Source organism: Psychrobacter sp. H7-1 (assembly GCF_904846585.1).
Lineage (GTDB): Bacteria > Pseudomonadota > Gammaproteobacteria > Pseudomonadales > Moraxellaceae > Psychrobacter > Psychrobacter raelei.
In genome coordinates this window covers 46,911-65,652 of the sequence record NZ_CAJHBH010000003.1, presented here as the reverse complement: position 1 = coordinate 65,652, position 18,742 = coordinate 46,911, and the positions used below count along the sequence as shown (strand labels likewise).

Genomic DNA, 18,742 nt, shown 5'->3' with positions numbered 1-18,742 from the left:
TGAAAGTTACATTGGCTAAGTAGCAACTACCAGATGCTTCAGGGTAAAATTAAATAAAACATAAGCCAAATAAAAAGTTACCCATTGCTCGCAGCGGTTGATGACGGGCAGGGTTAAGCGTGCTAGACTAATAGCGTTTTTTCTACCTCAATTTTAGGACACGTACATCATGACCACCGTAGACTATATTTTAATTATCATCGCTGTTGTTATTATGGTGGTAGGTCTGTATATGATTATTCGCGGTATTTCTGCTCGCAAAAATAAAGCCCACGCTCAGTCAATTATGCGTGATAAAAATGGCATTCCTATTATTCCGCGTCATGAGCGCAAGCTGGTAGAAGAGCCGGAAGCTCTAGAAGCAGGTGAGACGGTTATTGTGCCAGATCGCGAGCATTTGCAGCCGGTTATTGCCGATAATGCCCCTGCCGCTGAGCCGCAGCCTAATCATTTAGATAAGCCAGCTGAGACTGAGTTTGTACCCACAGCACGCACCACTCAGTCAGCTGATATGATGCCGCATACGCCTGCCGCCTCCCATCAATTTGCCAATACCACTGACAGCCCATTGACCAATCCGCATCTAGCCGCGCTAGACGATGATGGCGAAGATGACTTGTTTTCAAGCTTGGCCTCAGCGACCGAAAAGCTGATGCCGGTTATTGAGACCGCTCAAGAGTCTGAGTTCTTGGACAACAGCCCCATGCTTGATCAGCATCTGTTGGCAGAAGCAGACCAAGATCAAAACAGCCCGCTTAATCACGCACAAGAAAATATCAACATCACTTTAGTGCCCAAAAACAGCTATGACACTATTGATGGTAAGACCATCTTGTCCATCGTATCGCAATACGGCCTAAAATATGGTGCCATGAATATGTTCCATCGTTATGAGAATAAAGATGGCTCGGGTATTTTATGGTTTAGTATGATGGGGGTGACTCAGGACGGTATTGCGCCCTTTGATTTAAACTTGTTGCCCACTTCTCGTTTTAATGGTTTGGTGTTGTTTTTATCGCTGCCCCATCCTAAAGCGACTCAAGGCTTCGACACCATGATGAGTGTGGTCAATTTAATCTCTAATGATTTAAATACCTTGGTGCTTGATGAGAATAATGACATCTTAACCCGTGAGCGTAGACAGCAGCTACGTGCTCAGGTCCAAGAGTATCAAGCTGCGTATCAACAGGGTTAATTGATCACTATTTTAAAGACAGAAAATTAAGATGGCCGTTAAATAAAAAACGGTTAAATAAAAAACCGTGTTCTCACAAGAGCACGGTTTTTTATATTGCGGATGTTAAGTTTGAGAAAGTGCAGGGTACTTAGTGACGCAATAACCAAGTTATTAGCCCAGCTTATTGACTAAATGTAGGGGCAAATGCTTCATGGCTTTACCCACCAACATCCAAGGCAGGGCAGGTACGCAAGCTTCTTCAACACCTGATTCGATCGCGGCGACTAAGGCTGTACTGCCGGTTTGCTCATCAACTTCAAAGGGCAGCTTAGGTGCCCCTTCATTGATTTCGGTGCGAATATAGCCAGGATAGATTGTGGTCACTTTGATAGGTAGCTTATCGGCAATCATTTCAGCGCGGATACCTTCTGCTAAGTGAGCCAGTCCTGCTTTACTGGCGGCATAAACCGTTAAGTGCTTGGGCATACCACGCATGGCGGACATACTAGATATGGCGACTAAGTGACCGAGGTTTTGTGCTCGGAAAATCTGCATCGCCGCTTCACACTGAGCCAGTGCTGAAATAAAGTCAATCTCTGCGGTGCGCCGGTTAATATGAAAGCGGCCGGTACCTACTCGGCGGCCTTCACCGACACCGGCATTGACGATGACTTTATCAATTTGTCCAAACTGTGCTTGAAAGGCCTCAAATACGCTAAATACTGCCTCATAGTCGCTCACATCCAGTGACTTAATCTCAACACGGACGCTAGGGCTGTTGGTTAGTATCTCTGCCTTTAAGGCCTCAAGACGATCTGTGCGGCGGGCACAAAGCGCTAAGTTATAGCCCAGTTTGGCAAAGTTTTTGGCCATACCTGCGCCAATACCTGAGCTGGCACCGGTGATTAAAATTGTCTTATCTTTACCGACTTGCTGCTTGGTTAACTCAGCCAAATCTTGGTTTTGTAATAAGGATTTGGTTTGTTGTGCCTTGTGCTGCAAGGTGCCCATAATCCCTTGTTGTAGACTGCTAAATAAAGTGTGTTTCATAGCTATCCTTGTGATTTATTAACAATGTGTGTCGAATCATTATCTTGTGCGGCTAAGAAATAGGGCTTAGTGCCACGTCAGCAAATCTTGCCCCTGTTGATACAAATGACTGTGCTCGTTGAGTGACAATAACCTAAGCTTTGGCGGTGTATCAGATGGAGTAGACTTAACCACCACCGAGGTAACGCCTGTGTTAATCAGGCTGCGATTAATGCTGTAAGCGGTGGCACTGCTTTGACCGAGTAAATGGGCGGTAATGGCAGCAATCACCCCACCTGAGGTAAAAATCAAAGCAGTGTTTGCTTGCTTGTGCTGGGTAAGCTCAACCACGTGCTGCAAAGCCTGCTGCACCCGCTGATTAAACTGTGGCCAACTTTCTAAATACTCCTCATCATGGTCGCCACTATGCCAACGTAGCATGGCCTCATTAAACAGCTCCGCCAAGCGCACTTTGGGCACAGGGGCACTGGCAATGGCCGTCAGTAGACCGACTTCAGTGCTAAACTCAGGGTTGTACTTAACAAACACATCGGTATGATTAAACTCGTTAAAGCCTTCGATCAGGGTCGGTTGAAGCTGTGCAGCATCCGGATAACCGGCTTGATAAGCGCTTAAGAAATGGGTTGCTGAGTCTTGTTGACGCGATAAGGACCCCGTTACAATCGCATCAATTTTGCGCTGGGCTTTGGCATACTGGCGTCCTAAGCACGCCGCTTGTTTGGCGCCAAGCTCAGAGAGCTGATCGTAATTTCGTTGACCAAAGGAGGCTTGGCCGTGTCTGGCAAATAGCAAGGTAGTCATAAAGTCCCATATATCAAAATCAAAATAAATGTAGAGCAAGCTTTAAAGTATAAGGCAGGGCTACTTTAACCACTGCTTGGCCAAAGATTGAATGGGCGCAGGCAGCTTGCCACTGTCTATTACCCGAATGGCCTCGTGCTTGGCGATAAGCTTTAAAGCGCGCGCATGAATGGCGTGGATAATAAGCCAAAAATCTTTAAAAGCGGGGTTATCAGTCTGCTTATTATAGTAACGATAGTAGATTTGCTGAGCGATACCAGCCAGACGGAACAGACCAAATACCTCATAAAAAGCCCAGTTGCTATCCGCCATGCCAGTCTTGTTCAGATAGTATGTCACCACCTCTTCTCGAGTCATCATCCCCTCTAGATGTGTGGGCTGACGGCGAGACTGACGCATGATTTTATTGTCATCTTTTTGTACCCAGTAGGCCAGCGCACTGCCTAAGTCCATGAGCGGATCGCCCAAGGTAGCCATTTCCCAGTCTAGTACCCCGATCACTTCAGTGGGGTTGTCAGGATTTAACACCACATTGTCAAAGCGCCAATCATTGTGAATCACACAAATACGGCTGTCTTTTGGCAGATTGCGTTTGAGCCATTGACGCACCACAAAGAAGCTTGGCACATTGGGGGTCTTGGCTTTTTTATACCGCTTGTCCCAGCCGATCACCTGACGCTCGCAGTAGCCTTCACCTTTGCCCAGCGCCGTTAACTGAGGATTTTGTTTGTAGTCAATTTGATGTAGCTCGATTAAAGCATCGATGACATTGGTACATAGCGTGCGAACTTGAGCCGGCTGTAAGGTGATGGCTTTGGGCAGGTTGGCGCGTGGAATAATACCGATTAAGCGCTGCATGACATAAAAATCGCAGCCAATCACCGAGTCATCGGTACACAAAGCAATCATTTTTGGCACGTAAGGGTAGTCGTCCTGCAACGCTTGCTGCACCTTGTACTCACGCACCATGTCATGTGCCGACTTAGCCTTAGTGCCGGCAGGTGGACGGCGTAGAATTAAGTCCATGTTGGCGTATTGCAGTCGATAGGTCCAGTTAGAGGCACCGCCTGAGAACTGAGTAATCTGCGGCTCACCTGCCACCTCAATACCTTGGGTGCGTAGCCAATTGCTGACCGCATTACCATCTAAGGTCTCAGAAGCGCGTACTTTGCCCGCCTGATCAATCACTGAGTTTTGGGCAGTGGGCTTGGCTTCTGTTGAGGCTGTTGACTGGGAGTTTGAGGAGGTGGGAGTGGCATCTGTGGTGCTCATAAAAAGTCCTTTTGTCTATGGCAAAGATAAAAAATTAATTGGGATAACGCAGCGGTAAAACTGAGCCCAAGCGGTAGATGACGCCGCTTGGCTGTATATTAGGTGATTAAGAACAAGGCGATTTCTTTTATGCCATAAGGCTTAGCCGAGCTAAGGCTTAGCTTTAGGGCGGCCGTAGCCCAATTTCTTTAATTCAAGTTTGGCAATCATGGTCTTGTGCACCTCATCGGGACCATCGGCCAAGCGTAAGCTGCGTGCTTGAGCATAGAATCTTGGGAGCATGGTGTCTTGGCTGACGCCCATACCACCGTGGATTTGCATCGCCATATCGACCACTTCTTGTAGCACCGTTGGTGCCACCACTTTGATGGCTGAGATTTCAGTTAAGGCCGCTTTTACCCCTTTTTCGTCCATCTTTTGTGCGGCATAGAGGGTAAGCAGGCGAGCTTGGTCAATGCTGACTCGAGCCTCAGCAATGCGCTCCATATTACCGCCAAGTTGCAAAATGGGTTTGCCAAAACTGGTACGGCTCATGCCACGATGAATGGCCAGCTCCAGTGACTTCTCAGCGGCGCCAATACAGCGCATACAGTGGTGAATACGGCCAGGGCCAAGGCGACCTTGGGCAATCTCAAAGCCCATGCCTGGACCGCCGATAATATTGCTTACCGGCACGCGTACATTATCGAATACTACCTCACCATGGCCGTGCGGTGCATCATAATCACCAAACACTTGTAGCATGCGCTCAATCTTAACCCCCGCAGTGTCTAGCGGCACCAGTACCATAGAATGCTGATGATGGCGGTCTTTGCTGTCATCAGGGGTGTGAGCCATAAAAATAACAAAATCTACATCAGGATCACCGAGGCCAGATGACCACCATTTGCGGCCATTTAGGACAATATCATCGCCATCAATAATGGCAGTAGCTTGCATATTGGTGGCATCACTTGAGGCTACGGCAGGCTCAGTCATACAAAATACAGAACGGGTTTCGCCTTCCAAAAGAGGCATTAAAAAGCGCCGCTTTTGTGCCTCATTGCCATAGCACCATAACAGCTCCATGTTTCCGCTATCAGGGGCGTTGCAGTTAAAGATATTGGGAGCAATGAGGCTACGGCCGGTCAATTCGGCGATGGGGGCGTATTCGGTCACAGACAGGCCAGCGCCTAAGATGTCATCGGGTAAAAACATATTCCAAAGCCCGGCCGCTTTCGCCTGTTTGCGCAGAGTATGATACTGCTCAGGCCACTGCCAGCTTTGCCAGTCGCCACCAGGATTTAGCTTATGACAACGCTGCCAGAACTCATCTTCAATAGGTTCGATTTGGGTTTGGATAAACTCTTTGACACGGTTATAAAAGTCTTGTCCACGCGCACTGATGTCAGGCATCATAAAATCCTTTTTATGTGAAAAATAGGGAGGGGATAACAAAATAAAGCCTTGAGTCTTAATACTTTATAATTGACCACTTGGTTAGTTTATCACTAATGGCGCTATTTTTTAGAGTCACTATTGACCGGTGGGTGTTTGATTGACTGCCGTTATGTTTTTCGATATATCCCTGAAAAGTGCAGGGTGGATTTATTGGCTTTGAGCGGTGTTTATTGGCTTTTAGCTCGGCAGCAAAGGTGCAAAATTGGTATCATATGACCACTCAAATATTTGAACCAAATGAAACATTAAGCGCAAAAATGCAATTAAAATAAGGCCCGCTCTATGACTCAAAACACAGCAGACACTCATGCCTCAGCACAAGCTCAAGAGGTCATTGCAAAAATGCGTACCTTGATCGCACAGGTGCGTAAACACAACAATGCTTATTATGTGATGGATGAGCCGACCATCAGTGACAATGAATATGACCAATTGCGCTTAAGTCTTATTGAGCTTGAGGAGCGTTATCCTGAGTTAACTCAGCCCGACAGTCCAACGGCTAGCGTGGGCGACAATCCTCTGCCGTCATTCTCCCAAGTGCAGCATGACATTGCTATGCTGTCACTGGGTAATATTTTTAATTATCAAGACTTACAAGAGTTTATGCGCCGGGTCAATGACCGTCTAAGTGATGCTGATCGAAATCCTGAGTATGAGATTGAGATGAAATTAGATGGCTTGGCTGTTTCATTAAAATATCATAACGGACAATTTGTGCGCGGCGTGACTCGCGGCGATGGTCAAATGGGCGAGGACATTACCCAAAACGTGAAGACCATCAATAACATTCCACTGGTGATAGAAGCGGCGCAAGATATTGATGTGCTTGAGGTGCGGGGCGAGGTACTGATGCCAAAAGCAGGCTTTAAGCGCTTAAACCGTTTGGCAGAAGAAAATGGTGATAAAACCTTTGCCAACCCCCGTAACGCAGCAGCAGGTAGTCTACGTCAATTAGACCCAGCCGTGGCTGCCAGTCGTCCTTTGGCTTTTTATGCGTATTCGGTGAACCAAGGCTTGCCTGAAGCGATTACTTTGCAATCGGCGGCTTTGACCTGGCTTAAGCAGTTAGGCTTTACTGTTAGTGACTTTGAGCGGGTAAAAACAGCCCAGCAAGTTCAAGACTACTATGAGTCGATGATACAAAAACGGGCAGATTTAGCCTTTGAAATTGATGGGATGGTCATTAAGGTCGATGACTTAACGCTACAAAGTCAACTGGGCGCGTTATCTCGTGAGCCGCGCTGGGCCACCGCCTATAAGTTTCCTGCTGAAACGGTGATGACCACACTCAATAGTATTGAATGGCAAGTGGGGCGTACCGGTCAGCTGACTCCAGTGGGCAAGCTTGAGCCAGTGCAAGTGGGCGGTGTGACGGTCAGTAACGTGACCTTGCACAACTTCGGGGAAATCCAGCGCCTTGATGTGCGTGCGGGTGATACCGTCAGCGTCCACCGAGCGGGCGATGTGATACCTAAAGTGACTCGGGTATGGCATGATTTGCGCCCTGAGGGTACCTCGGCGGTGACGCTGCCAACCCACTGTCCTGTGTGCGACTCACCTGTGGTATTGCCAGAGGGTGAAGCCTTGGCACGCTGCACCGGTGAGCTGTTTTGTCCTGCGCAGCAGCAAGAGGCACTAATTCACTTTGTATCACGTAAAGCGATGGATATTGATGGGCTCGGTGAGCGCTGGTTAATCAGTTTCTTTGAGCATGGCATCGTCAAAACTGTGGCCGATATTTATCACTTAAATGAGCATGCCGATGAGCTGGTTACTCTAGAAAAATTGGGCGAGAAGTCCGTTAGCAATATGTTGCGCGCCATTGAAGAGAGTAAAAAAACCACACTGGCGCGCTTCATCTATGCGCTAGGCATTCGCGGTGTGGGAGAGACCACAGCACAGAATCTGGCACAATATTTTGGTGATTTGCCTGAATTGATGGGCGCCAGCATTGACGCCTTAGAGGCCGTACCTGACGTGGGCCATATCACCGCTGAGCTTATTTATAATTTCTTCCGTGCTGAGCATAACATCGAAGTCATTAACGCATTGCAGCAAGCTGGCGTGTATTGGGATAAGGTAGAGCAGCAGGCCTTAGACAATCTGCCCCTTGATGGCCAAACGTGGGTGATAACAGGTACCTTGGTCGCCAGCGGTATGTCACGCGATGATGCCAAAGCGCATCTGCAAGCTTTGGGTGCAAAGGTCTCAGGCAGCGTATCGGCCAAAACCTCGGCATTATTAGCCGGTGAAAAGGCAGGCTCTAAGTTGACCAAAGCGCAGAGTCTGGGGGTGCGTGTGGTGTTAGAGGATGAGTTCTTAAAGATGATTGGGGCGTCATGACACCACACTCATCCATTTAATAAAACAAAATGCCGAAATCAATTTAAAAACTCAATCAAATTAGTAGCACTTTAGGCGCATAAAAGCGGTATCATAATGCGGTGCACGTCTGTTCTATAAACGATTATCAGACGTGCTTTTTATTATTGAATATTCTCAACTTGTTAACCTGACAGTTCATTTAACTGGCCCAGGAAAAGGATGTTTTATGCAATACGATGTTATTGTGATTGGCTCAGGAATGGTAGGCACTTCAATTGCTTGGCACCTACAAAAGAATAATTCTAAAGTGCTGGTTTTGGACAAAAAGGCGCCCGGTGAAGAGACCTCTTATGGCAATGCCGGTCTTATTCAACGAGAAGCTGTGTATCCTAAGGCTTTTCCAAGACAAATGAGTGAAATCTTAAAGGTACTGCCCAATACTCGAACGGATATTCGTTATCGCTGGTCAGCTTTGTTTAATTATCAAAGCGCTTTATATCAGTATTGGACCAACTCAACGCCCAACAAACTGACCAAGATTGAAGATGAATGGGCCACTTTGATTGAGCATTGCACCAGTGAGCATGATGTGATGATTCAAGCGTCAGGTGCGGATGACTTAGTGCGTAAGGGTGGCTGGTTTGAAATTTACCGTACCCAAGAAAAATTCGATTACGCCATTAAGCTGGCTGAAAGAGCGGCATCCAAAGGTGTTCAATATAAGCTATTAACCCCTGAAGAGCTAAAAGCATATGAGCCAAATGTTAACTTTGATGAGTTCATTGGTGGTATCCACTGGCAAAACTCTTGGCAGGTCAAAAACCCAAGCCGTTTGGTAAAAACTTATGCAAAAAGCTTTGAGGCCATGCAAGGTGAGATTAAGCAAGCCAATGTGAAGACCATCGAGCAAAATGACGAGGGTATCTGGCAAGTAACCGTTGAAAATAACTCAGGTGAGATGGCCACGTATACCAGTAACCATGTGGTGATTGCAGCCGGCCCTTGGTCGACTGAGTTGACACGTCCTTTGGGCTACGATTTCCCATTGTTCCCAATGCGAGGCTACCATCAGCACTTTAAGGTAGATGAAGCCAACCGTATTGGTCACAGCTTATTTGATGCCGAAAAAGGCTATTTAATGGGGCCTATGGATCAAGGTATTCGCATCACAACGGGTGCGGAGATGACCACGCTCAATGCACCTAAGAACTTCGGTCAGCTTGAAGCGGTATTAAAAATTGCCAAAAACGTCCTGCCATTAGAAGAAGCAGTAGAGTCAGAAGCTTGGTGCGGCTCACGTCCTTGTATGTCAGATATGAAGCCAGTCATTGGTCCTGCGGCGCGTCATCCTAATCTATGGTTTGCCTTTGGTCACGCGCATCAAGGCTTTACACTTGGCCCAGCTACCGGCCGCTTGGTACAAGAGATGATCAACGATAAGCCATTGTACGTGGATGCCACACCTTTTAGCGCACAGCGTTTTGGTAACTAATCATCACTTTACTGGTATTATGTTATCTATTTTAGTTAAGGTGTGATCTTTAGCTGATAGGCATGATGAATAAGCTGGCAGAGGGCGCCTCTCTTTGTCAGCTTATTGCCCTCTTTTAGTGATGTTGTTCAAGTTTTATAGATTAATTAACCCTAAGTGACCCTTTATTTATGCAAAAATTACACAGCAACCAGCGCATGAGCAAAATTGTTATTCATAACGAGACCATCTACTTATGTGGACAAGTAGGTAACGCTGAGGATGATATCTCTGCACAAACCTTAACCTGTTTAGAGAAGATTAAAGCACTACTAGAAGAAGTGGGTAGCGACAAATCAAAAATCTTATCTACCACAGTTTGGCTAAAAGACATGGCTGACTTTGCGGCGATGAATGCGGTATGGGAGGAGTGGTTTAGCGATGTGTTGCCACCAGCTCGTGCTTGTGGCCAAGCGGCTTTAGCCCGTCCTGAGCTATTGGTCGAGATGATTGTCACTGCTGCCGTTTAAAGGTACTGAAGGTATCAAATAGCCATAAAAAAGACAGCCAATTGGCTGTCTTTTTTTATGGGCGATTATGGGCGATGACTTAGAGGGGGTTTGCTCACAGTGACCTTGATAAGAAGCCCCTTTTATACCGTATAAGCTCTGAGCACAGCCCAAGACTTAATGCCCAAGATTTAATGCGCTGCTGTGTTACTGGCAGCGTCTGCCTTGCCCTCTGGGCTTGGCATAATCTCAATAGGCAAAATCAGCCCGCGAGCGAACTCATGCTTAATCACATAGTCGTATTTGCTGGGGGTAACATTGGGGGTGGTATACACAATCAGCTTGGCATCTTTTTCTGAGTAGCTGTGTGAAACGTAGCTGTCAGCCAACTGATCCAGCAGTTTTTCTAATGGCTCATTGCTGGCCATGCCCACAGTTAGGCTATGCTGCGCCTGTTCAGGTGATATGCCAGAAAATTTGGCTTGAGCCTGAACCGCATCACTGTCTAAAGCAAAGGGATACTTAAAGCTTTTGGGGTCGACCGCTTGCTCACCGGAATCTAGCGCACGCCAGTTAATCTCTAGAGGCTTGTCTTGAGTGGACATCATAGGCTGAGCATCAGGGTCATTTTGTGGCTGCTGCGCGGTTTGCTCATTATTATCAGTATTGGTGTCTGTTTTTAATTCAGTCTTTGATTCAGTGTTATCTTTAGAGGCATCGGCTTTAGTCTTGGGTGCTTGATTACAGCCGGCAACCACCATGCTGCAACCGATAAGCATAGAGAGCAGGGCAGGCTTGAAGCGGGATATAGCGCTGCTGTAAGGCAGTAAGGTATTAAAAGAGCGGGTCATAAATTACATCTCAATAAGAGGGCAGGCGATGCAGCTATCTGTAGGTTATAAGGTGGATCCAATAACCACAGACAAAGGCTGGCACCTGCCGGTGTGTGTTATGGGGAATTAGTTTAGCGCCTCAGCCGAACTGACCAGTTTAATAAATTCACTACGGCTGCCACTGCTGTCGATCGGGCTTTGAGCGCCGCTTTTGGCCAGTCTTTGTAGTTGACTATAGCTTAAATCATTCACATATTTACTGCCAGTGAGCAGCTGACCATAGCCTGCCACTGCTAAGGCAAAATTGGTATCTGCTGACGCGGCAGTTACTCTATTGGCAATAGGGAAGGACAAGAGCTGCGACTTTTCAGCTTGAGGCGCCTTGTAGCGAATTTTTAAAAACCCAAGTTCACGGTTATTGCCACTGACTGCTGTGCTGTTTTGGTAACGGCTTGGTTCTAGTAAACCTTTTTGCCCCACAGGAGTCACCTCAAATAGCGCCACCACAGATTTTCCTGCGCCCAATTCACCTGCATCGACATTGTCATTATTAAAATCCTCTTTGGCTAATACTCGGTTTTCATAGCCAATCAAGCGCCATTCAGAGACAGCAGCAGGATTAAATTCAAGTTGAATTTTAACGTCTTTGGCCACGGTGTTAAAGGTAGCAGACATCTCATCGATAAGTACTTTTTTGGCCTCAGACAAGCTGTCGATATAGCTGTAGTTGCCATTGCCGTTATCCGCCACTTGCTCCATCATGTGATCGTTATAATTGCCTTGACCAAAGCCTAAGGTCGATAATGAGATGCCCTTATCCCGATTACTGCGGATAATTTGCAACATGTCTTTGACACTCGATACCCCCACATTAAAGTCGCCATCAGTGAGCATCAAAATGCGGTTAATGCCGTCTTTTTTAAAGTGCTCAGTAGCTTGTTGATAAGCAAGCTTAATAGCCGCCTCACCATTGGTTGAGCCGCTGGCGGTTAGGTTATCAATGGCATTTAGGATTTTTTGGGTCTGATTGCCTGGGGTAGAGGGCAGCACAACCTTTGTGTTACCGGCATAGGTGATTAAGGTGATGCTGTCTTGGGCACGTAGCTGTTTGGTGAGCATTTTTAAGCTGGATTTCGCCAGTTGCAGCTTATCTTCAGTGTCCATTGAGCCTGATACATCGACCAAAAATACCAAGTTGGCCGGCGGCTGTTTTTGTTTAGCGGTTAATAGGTCTTCGGCTTTAATGCCTACTTTGACAATTTGATTGGTTGGGTGCCAAGGAGAATTGACCACTTCTGTACTGACTAAAAATGGCGCATTGGCCTGTTTTTTGGCTGCTGTAAAATCGTAGTTAAAGTAATTAATCAGCTCCTCTACCCGCACCGCATCTTTAGGGGGCAGTTGGCCTTGATTCAAAAAGCGGCGTACATTGGCATAGCTGCCGGTGTCGGTATCGATACTTAACGTTGCAAAGGCTTGCTCTAAGGTGGCATTGACTGCATTAGGCTCAATTTCAGCATAATTTTCTTGTTGCTTTGGTGCCATATAACCTTGTGAGGGGGGCGGCATGATGCTTGCATTCGCTGTCATTTTGCTCAATTGGCGGGACTCAGCCATGGCTGGGGTGGCCATGACCACCACTGGGGCAGCAGCATCCGCTTGAATGCTTTGCTCTGCTGTCTCCAAAGTTGTGGTGCTGGCTTTATCGGACGCAGGCGTGATTTTTGATTGTGGAGCACAGGCTGTGATGACTGACAAAGACAGTACACTTAGGAGTGGCCAAACTTTGGATGTAGCATTAGGGTTGGCGGTGCAGGGTATATGAGTTGTTGAGATGTTCATAAACTGTCCTTGTTAGAGGCGAAATACATTAAAGCCATTAGGGTTTAGCGCCTTCTTCATCGTGTTCGTGGCTCATGATATAAATAATTGGAGCCTATGATATAAATAAAATGTTAATAATTGTCGGCTTAGTGCTTAAATTAACCTGCACTGCTTACAATCGTAATATGGTTTTCATTAGATTACGAGATAAACTAAGCATTAACAGTAAATATATGTTGAAATAAACCCAATACGAATTTTTATATTGTATTTAAATCTGTGTCTTGGTTATTTATGATAAAAGCTTGTAAGGCGCGTTAGGGTCTTTTATGAGCTTTATGGCTGAGTAAGTATAGGCAATAAGGATTTAAATACATCATAACATAGGTAATAACTAAGGAGATTTTATGGCAGGTGGTAGCTTACTAATGCTGCTCGATGATATTAGCGTGATTATGGATGATGTCTCGGTAATGACCAAAGTGGCGGCCAAAAAGACCGTGGGCGTGCTGGGGGATGATCTTGCGCTAAATGCTGAGCAGGTAAGCGGAGTCAAGCCTAGCCGTGAGCTCCCTGTGGTCTGGGCAGTAGCAAAAGGCTCCATGATAAATAAGTTTATCTTGGTACCTGCTGCGCTTCTCATCAGCTACTTTGTGCCGTGGCTTATCACGCCTTTACTTATGGTGGGTGGCTTGTTCTTATGTTACGAGGGTGCCGAAAAGGTTATTCATAAATTTTGGCCAAAGCTGTTGCCCCATGATGAAGAGCAGCAGGCGCGCATCCATGCCAATGCAGATGACACTGTGGACTTGGTTGCGCTCGAGAAGCAGAAAGTAAAAGGTGCCATTCGAACTGATTTTATCTTATCGGCTGAAATTGTGGTGATTGGCTTAGGGACGTTAAGCGCCGCCAATTTATTAGACAAAGCGATTGTGCTGTCTGTTCTAGCCATTGGGGTTACCATTGGTATTTATGGCCTAGTGGCAGGTATTGTTAAGATTGATGACTTGGGGCTGCACATGATGCAAAGACCAGGTGCAAGTAAGATAACCCAAAAAATCGGTGAATTCTTATTGTCAGCGGCTCCCAAGCTTATGAAGTTTTTGACCATCGTAGGCACTATTGCCATGTTCTTAGTCGGTGGTGGCATCATCGTGCATGGTATCGGTTATCTACACCATGCGGTAGAGGACATTGCACACTTATCTGGTGTATTTGAGGGGTTATCTACCAATCTATTAAATGGTGCCATAGGTTTTGTCATTGGGGTGGTGCTGTTATTTATATTAACTGCCATCTCAAAAATGCGCGGTGACGCCCACTAAGATTATCATCAAGACGCCAGCTCTAAACCAAAAACAATACTCAACAAAAAGACCACTTAATTTATTAAGTGGCCTTTTTGTTATTAGGATGATCAAAGATGACCCTTAAGGTCAGCCAATCGATAGGGGTAAGCGGTTAGCTGTCACTATCGGTGGAGCCTTTAGGGGTGGCTGTGGTCTTTTTGGCATCCTCTTTTACCTTGCGCGAGCGTGCTTTGGGCACTTTTGGCGAGGTTAGATTTAACAGTCCTGTTTGCGGCAGTAGCTGCTCTGAGATGTTTTCAATCATGCTCTTATAAGTCTCAATACTGGTTTTATTGGACGTATTAGCAGCATGGTGCGCTGCTTGTAGCATCTCGGTGCTGTCATCATTGATGGCATCGGCTTGTGGCTCATTCACTAACGCTGTGGCCGGCTGCTCTATGGTTTCAGTAACATGAGCCTCATCCGCTACTTGCTGCACTGTTGCCTCAGCGCTTGAGTCGGTATCCTCTAAGAGCGTATCATTAGCGCTTTGGGCCGATTGGGCTACTGGCAGCGGCTGACGCAAGGCTTTTAAGAAAGCTGCTTCAGTGTGTCCCGCTGCAATGCTGTCCACGCCCTCTTGACCGAGCATTTCACGGATAAAGTGGCCGACATTTAGCGTAAGTAGCTGAGCTAAATCCTTAACTTCTTGTGGCGCTGCCTCCGCTTGAGCCGGTGTCGCCTCCACAGTATCGCTAACATCGCCCGCAGTTAAGCCATTATCTAAAGTCTGTGTCACTGCGTCAGAGGCAGCATCGGGGGCAGTATAGTCCGGATGCTGGCCACGTGGGTCGTTTGAGGCGCGCGCACCAATTGGGCTTGGCTCAACTTCAGTCTTACCTTGCTCGATGGTATGGGTCGCTACCGCTGAGGTCATCTGGGCAAAGCGCTCTAGATAACTGGGTGATAGGGACTGATAGCCATAATTTACGAAGCTAAAGGCCTTGGCGTGCTGCTTGCTGTTATTAGCAGCGGCTTTACGCTTCGCAGCAGGCTTGGTTGTACTGCCTGACGTCTGCTTGTGCGCATTTAATGCCGCTAAGAAGCATGCAATTACCCCATCTTTAGCCAAGCGCATACGTGGCTGGGCTAGGTGAGTGTGGATAAATTGACCCACAGAGCCTGTAATCGTAACCACTGGTGCTAAGAGCTCTGGCTCATCGGTTTCAGGCGCTGCAAAAGACTGAGCTTGAGCTTCAAGAGAGGCTTTGATCACACGCGGGTCATTGCTGGCTTGACCATATTTTTGCGCCGCCACGTAGCGGTTGGCAAACAGCTCTTTGGCATCAAAGCTTAAGCTTGCCGTCTCAGGGGCCTGATCTTCTGAGGCGACAACAGGCTGTGCAGTTGCCTCCTCTGGGGATCTTGCAGCGTGAGCAGCGTTACTAGCGGCAGCTTTTGCTGGAGTCGCTTCAGTATCAATCACCGCTTCAGCTGGTTCAGACTGGGCTGTGCTGGCTTGCACCTTAGATGGCTGGTCCGCTTTGGGCTCAGCATCTTTGCTTACTGAGGGTGCCACGACTGACTCAGTCTTGGTATCGGCTTTTTGCTTTTGATCGCCTTGAGCAGCACCATCTTTCATATCAGAAGCTGGTTCGGCCACCTCTGTGACAGCTGCCGTGTTAGGCTGAGCTGCAGATGCGTCATCGCTTGGCTTATGATCACGCGAAGCTCCAGACTTAGCTACCTTTGAGTTGTCAGCTTGAGGCTCGGCTTGAGTGCTTTGCTGGCGAGTTACGGCGCGATTGTTAGGGCTCGCTTGCTGCGCTTCAGGCTTACTTTGAGCCTGTGCAGATTTTTGGCTTGATTTAGCATCATCTAAACAGATATGCACCACTTCGGATTTTTTCAAAGTGTTCTGTGCTTCAGTCACTCTTAGGTTCACCTCATTAGGGTCGACCGGATGCTCAGAGTTTGAGCGGCTGCCATTTTTATCGGCGCTGCGTGACTTTTCGTCTGTTTTTTGATTACGATCAGAGCGGTTGTCTGAGCTGGCCTTGTTAGGCTGTTTGGTGTCACCGCGCTCTATAGCACCACGTGATTCACGTTTGCTATTAGGCTCACGCTTAGGCAGCTCTTTGTTAGGCTCTTGCTCAGCTACCTGACGGTTGTCTGACTTGTCTGCTGTATCAGCCGACTTCTTGTCTTCTTTGTCTTGGCTGCGGCGACGGTTGTCAGGCTTGCTACGCTTGTCATATTTATTACGGCTGCGGTTGTTGCGGCTGCGGCGACGGTCTTTGTCATTATCGGTTTCATTGTCATCTGCGCTATTGGCTTGCTCGCTAGTGGCAGAGGCAGGTTTGGCCGCTACAGTAGCGGAAGCCACAGGGGCAGCGGCTGGCGCGGCGCTTACTTGACCAAAAGCACCTCGGCTTTGCGCACCGGTATTAACGATGGCTTCAATCGCTTGAGCGGCATCAGCACTGCTTACTGTGGCTGACATCTGGGCTTGCGGTGTTGGGGCAAATAGGTTTGATAGCCAAGCCACGGCAGCAGGTTTGGCCTGTTCTACTTGGGCCTCGGCAGGCTGCTGTGGTTTGGCAGCGGTATTGGCCACAGGAGCAGCGGCTTTAGCGGCCTCGGCAGGCTTGCTGGTATCGGCGCTGGCTTGAGGTGCTGTTTTGCGCGGCTGACGCACAGGCTGCTGCTCTGGACGCTCAGATTCTGCAGTTTGCCAGTCCACTTCATAGCCTAGGCCACTGGTTTCTTGCTGCTGAGTATCGGTCACACGCTCATAGCTTGCGGGTGCGAAGCCATGGTGGTTAAAGTGGATATTGAAGTTTGGCGACTCAAGGTGGGCATGTGGCAAGATAGTAATGCGGGTGCCGCTGTCTTGCTCAAGATACACCAAGCTTTCACGCTTTTCATTTAATAAAAATGCTGCTATATCCGTAGGTACTTCAGCTTGCACCTCACCATGACGCTCTTTTAAGGCTGTTTGTTCAATTTGACGCATGATAGACAGTGATAACGAACGTAAATCACGAATCATACCGTTGCCATGACAGCGAGGGCAGATATAGCCGGTGGACTCTTCTAAAGAAGGACGTAGGCGCTGACGGCTCATTTCCATCAGACCAAAGCGTGAAATCTCCCCAAACTGAACACGAGCACGGTCGTATTTGGTGGCTTCAACCAGACGTTTTTCCACTTCTTTTTGATGTTTGCTGTCGTTCATATCAATGAAGTCGATAACAATTAGGCCGCCCATATCACGCAGACGCAGCTGACGGGCAATCTCATCGGCTGCCTCTAAGTTGGTGTGATAGGCTGTCTCAGCGACGTCCGCACCTTTGGTCGATTTGGCTGAGTTGATATCGATAGAGACCAAGGCTTCGGTTTGGTCAATAACAATTGAGCCACCAGAGGGCAAACGTACTTCACGCTGATAAGCGGTTTCAATTTGGCGCTCAACGTTGAAGCTTGAGAACATAGGCTCAAAGTCAGTGTACTTGCGCAGCTTATCAATTTGAGTCGGCATAACCGCTTTTATAAAGGTCTCAGCCTCAATGAATGCCTCTTCATTATCAATCCAGATCTCAGTGATATCATCACGTAGATAATCGCGTACCGCACGAGTCACCACCCCCGCTTCTTGATGTACAAGACGAGGAGAGGCGTATTTTTTGTTTTGATCTTGAATGGCGTTCCAGATATTAAGCAGGTGATTTAAATCGTGTTGCAAATCTTCTTGAGTTTTGCCGATACCAGCAGTACGTACGATAACGCTCATCCCTTTTGGCAAATCTAAATTACCCAGCATACGCTTCATGTCTTCACGCAGCTTGCCTGAGATTTGACGTGAGATACCGCCGCCTTTCGGGTTGTTTGGCATTAATACCAAATAGCGGCCGGCCAAAGACACATAAGTAGATAGGGCGGCGCCTTTGTTACCACGCTCTTCTTTTTCGACTTGCACGATAAGCTCATCGCCTTCTTTGATAAGCTTGCGGATGTTTTCTTCACGAGGGTTGCCTGACAGATATTCGCTGGCAATTTCGCGCACTGGCAAGAAGCCTTGACGCTTTGAGCCATATTCGACAAATACGGCTTCTAATGACGGCTCTACGCGGGTGACATGGCCTTTATAGATGTTGGCTTTTTTCTGTTCGCGGGTGCGGTTTTCAAGATCGAAGTCGTATAAATGGTTGCCTTTACATAAGGCGACACGAACTTCTTCGTTGTGGGTGGCGTTAATCAGTATGCGTTTCATTGCTGTGTCCTAGTTAGGTCATGACACACAATGGCTGATAGTATCTAGAAGATAAGCTTTGGCATGAAGGCGGCAAAAATGATATCGCCTGTGAAGTGCTTGTTGCTGATAATTATACTGCGCTAATTATGCTAACAATAAAGCGACTTATTTTGGGCAAAAAGACCAATAATGAGTGGCTGAAAATTAAACTTTAAAGCAAGTGTTTTTTAAGTGATTAAGTGGCTGTCAATTGCTTAGCAAGAAAATCAAGCAGAAAAAAAGCGAAGAAAAAATCTAAGCACTCTGCTGTCATTAAGGGTGCAGCTTTGGGTGATACGCTAAGTTGTATAAAACTTGGCTGGCCGTAAAGGTTAATATCACTTATCTGACGAATAACGTCAGGGGGTGCTGCCGGTTTCCAGCTGCTTTGTTATAAGCAAGCTGGCTTTATTGCATTCCTGCTGGTGTTGCAAGTGGCTAATTAAACCTATCCGTT

General features: G+C 47.3%; 12 protein-coding genes. 5 read left to right on the top strand and 7 right to left on the bottom strand.

Translation table 11 applies throughout. The annotated features are described in order from the left end of the window. Positions 1-169 precede the first annotated feature (169 nt). Positions 170-1,195, top strand: coding sequence for a cell division protein ZipA C-terminal FtsZ-binding domain-containing protein (locus JMX92_RS01715; RefSeq protein WP_155586596.1), 1,026 nt, complete (start codon positions 170-172; stop codon positions 1,193-1,195). Between the two features lie 153 nt (positions 1,196-1,348). Here JMX92_RS01715 and JMX92_RS01710 read toward each other — a convergent pair whose 3' ends face one another. From JMX92_RS01710 to JMX92_RS01695, 4 genes are all read right to left on the bottom strand, one after another. Further along, positions 1,349-2,227 (bottom strand): SDR family oxidoreductase, encoded by an 879-nt coding sequence (locus tag JMX92_RS01710; RefSeq protein WP_011959751.1) that lies wholly within the window; start codon positions 2,225-2,227, stop codon positions 1,349-1,351. Positions 2,228-2,293: 66 nt separating this feature from the next. Beyond that, positions 2,294-3,028 carry a histidine phosphatase family protein gene (locus tag JMX92_RS01705; protein ID WP_201543551.1) on the bottom strand — a complete coding sequence of 245 codons (735 nt, stop codon included), beginning with the start codon at positions 3,026-3,028 and terminating at the stop codon, positions 2,294-2,296. Positions 3,029-3,088: 60 nt separating this feature from the next. Beyond that, positions 3,089-4,300 carry a phosphotransferase family protein gene (locus JMX92_RS01700; protein ID WP_227675230.1) on the bottom strand — a complete coding sequence of 404 codons (1,212 nt, stop codon included), beginning with the start codon at positions 4,298-4,300 and terminating at the stop codon, positions 3,089-3,091. Between the two features lie 150 nt (positions 4,301-4,450). Then, entirely contained in the window at positions 4,451-5,695 is a 1,245-nt protein-coding gene (locus JMX92_RS01695) for an acyl-CoA dehydrogenase family protein (RefSeq protein ID WP_201543658.1), read from the bottom strand. Positions 5,696-6,022: 327 nt separating this feature from the next. On the opposite strand from JMX92_RS01695, the gene ligA reads away from it, so the two are divergent. The 3 genes from ligA to JMX92_RS01680 all read left to right on the top strand — a co-directional run bounded on the left by ligA (position 6,023) and on the right by JMX92_RS01680 (position 10,066). Further along, complete coding sequence (ligA, locus tag JMX92_RS01690; RefSeq protein ID WP_201543549.1) at positions 6,023-8,083, top strand: NAD-dependent DNA ligase LigA; 2,061 nt, start codon at positions 6,023-6,025, stop codon at positions 8,081-8,083. A 208-nt stretch (positions 8,084-8,291) separates the two neighbouring features. Further along, the gene (locus tag JMX92_RS01685) at positions 8,292-9,557 is read left to right on the top strand and encodes an NAD(P)/FAD-dependent oxidoreductase (RefSeq protein ID WP_155586592.1); all 1,266 of its coding nucleotides are present in this window, start codon (positions 8,292-8,294) and stop codon (positions 9,555-9,557) included. A gap of 170 nt (positions 9,558-9,727) precedes the next feature. Further along, a complete protein-coding gene (locus JMX92_RS01680; protein ID WP_201543547.1) occupies positions 9,728-10,066 on the top strand; it encodes a RidA family protein in 339 nt (112 codons plus the stop codon). A 170-nt stretch (positions 10,067-10,236) separates the two neighbouring features. On the opposite strand, the gene JMX92_RS01675 is transcribed toward JMX92_RS01680, so the two are convergent. Together JMX92_RS01675 and JMX92_RS01670 are read right to left on the bottom strand one after the other, a co-directional pair. Beyond that, positions 10,237-10,896, bottom strand: a complete 660-nt coding sequence (locus JMX92_RS01675) for a hypothetical protein (RefSeq protein ID WP_201543545.1) — start codon at positions 10,894-10,896, stop codon at positions 10,237-10,239. A gap of 108 nt (positions 10,897-11,004) precedes the next feature. After that, positions 11,005-12,720, bottom strand: a complete 1,716-nt coding sequence (locus JMX92_RS01670) for a vWA domain-containing protein (RefSeq protein ID WP_201543543.1) — start codon at positions 12,718-12,720, stop codon at positions 11,005-11,007. A 389-nt stretch (positions 12,721-13,109) separates the two neighbouring features. On the opposite strand from JMX92_RS01670, the gene JMX92_RS01665 reads away from it, so the two are divergent. Next, positions 13,110-14,027: a DUF808 domain-containing protein gene (locus tag JMX92_RS01665; protein ID WP_011959760.1), complete on the top strand. Its 918-nt coding sequence runs from the start codon at positions 13,110-13,112 to the stop codon at positions 14,025-14,027. Between the two features lie 136 nt (positions 14,028-14,163). On the opposite strand, the gene JMX92_RS01660 is transcribed toward JMX92_RS01665, so the two are convergent. Continuing rightward, positions 14,164-18,264, bottom strand: a complete 4,101-nt coding sequence (locus JMX92_RS01660; RefSeq protein WP_201543542.1) for an Rne/Rng family ribonuclease — start codon at positions 18,262-18,264, stop codon at positions 14,164-14,166. Between the last annotated feature and the right edge of the window lie 478 nt (positions 18,265-18,742).

What these genes read in the sequence shown, in the direction of transcription:
- JMX92_RS01715 (WP_155586596.1), top strand. Translation starts at nt 170, where the DNA reads ATGACCACCGTAGACTATATTTTAATTATCATCGCTGTTGTTATTATG.
- JMX92_RS01710 (WP_011959751.1), bottom strand. Translation starts at nt 2,227, where the DNA reads ATGAAACACACTTTATTTAGCAGTCTACAACAAGGGATTATGGGCACC.
- JMX92_RS01705 (WP_201543551.1), bottom strand. Translation starts at nt 3,028, where the DNA reads ATGACTACCTTGCTATTTGCCAGACACGGCCAAGCCTCCTTTGGTCAA.
- JMX92_RS01700 (WP_227675230.1), bottom strand. Translation starts at nt 4,300, where the DNA reads ATGAGCACCACAGATGCCACTCCCACCTCCTCAAACTCCCAGTCAACA.
- JMX92_RS01695 (WP_201543658.1), bottom strand. Translation starts at nt 5,695, where the DNA reads ATGCCTGACATCAGTGCGCGTGGACAAGACTTTTATAACCGTGTCAAA.
- ligA (WP_201543549.1), top strand. Translation starts at nt 6,023, where the DNA reads ATGACTCAAAACACAGCAGACACTCATGCCTCAGCACAAGCTCAAGAG.
- JMX92_RS01685 (WP_155586592.1), top strand. Translation starts at nt 8,292, where the DNA reads ATGCAATACGATGTTATTGTGATTGGCTCAGGAATGGTAGGCACTTCA.
- JMX92_RS01680 (WP_201543547.1), top strand. Translation starts at nt 9,728, where the DNA reads ATGCAAAAATTACACAGCAACCAGCGCATGAGCAAAATTGTTATTCAT.
- JMX92_RS01675 (WP_201543545.1), bottom strand. Translation starts at nt 10,896, where the DNA reads ATGACCCGCTCTTTTAATACCTTACTGCCTTACAGCAGCGCTATATCC.
- JMX92_RS01670 (WP_201543543.1), bottom strand. Translation starts at nt 12,720, where the DNA reads ATGAACATCTCAACAACTCATATACCCTGCACCGCCAACCCTAATGCT.
- JMX92_RS01665 (WP_011959760.1), top strand. Translation starts at nt 13,110, where the DNA reads ATGGCAGGTGGTAGCTTACTAATGCTGCTCGATGATATTAGCGTGATT.
- JMX92_RS01660 (WP_201543542.1), bottom strand. Translation starts at nt 18,264, where the DNA reads ATGAAACGCATACTGATTAACGCCACCCACAACGAAGAAGTTCGTGTC.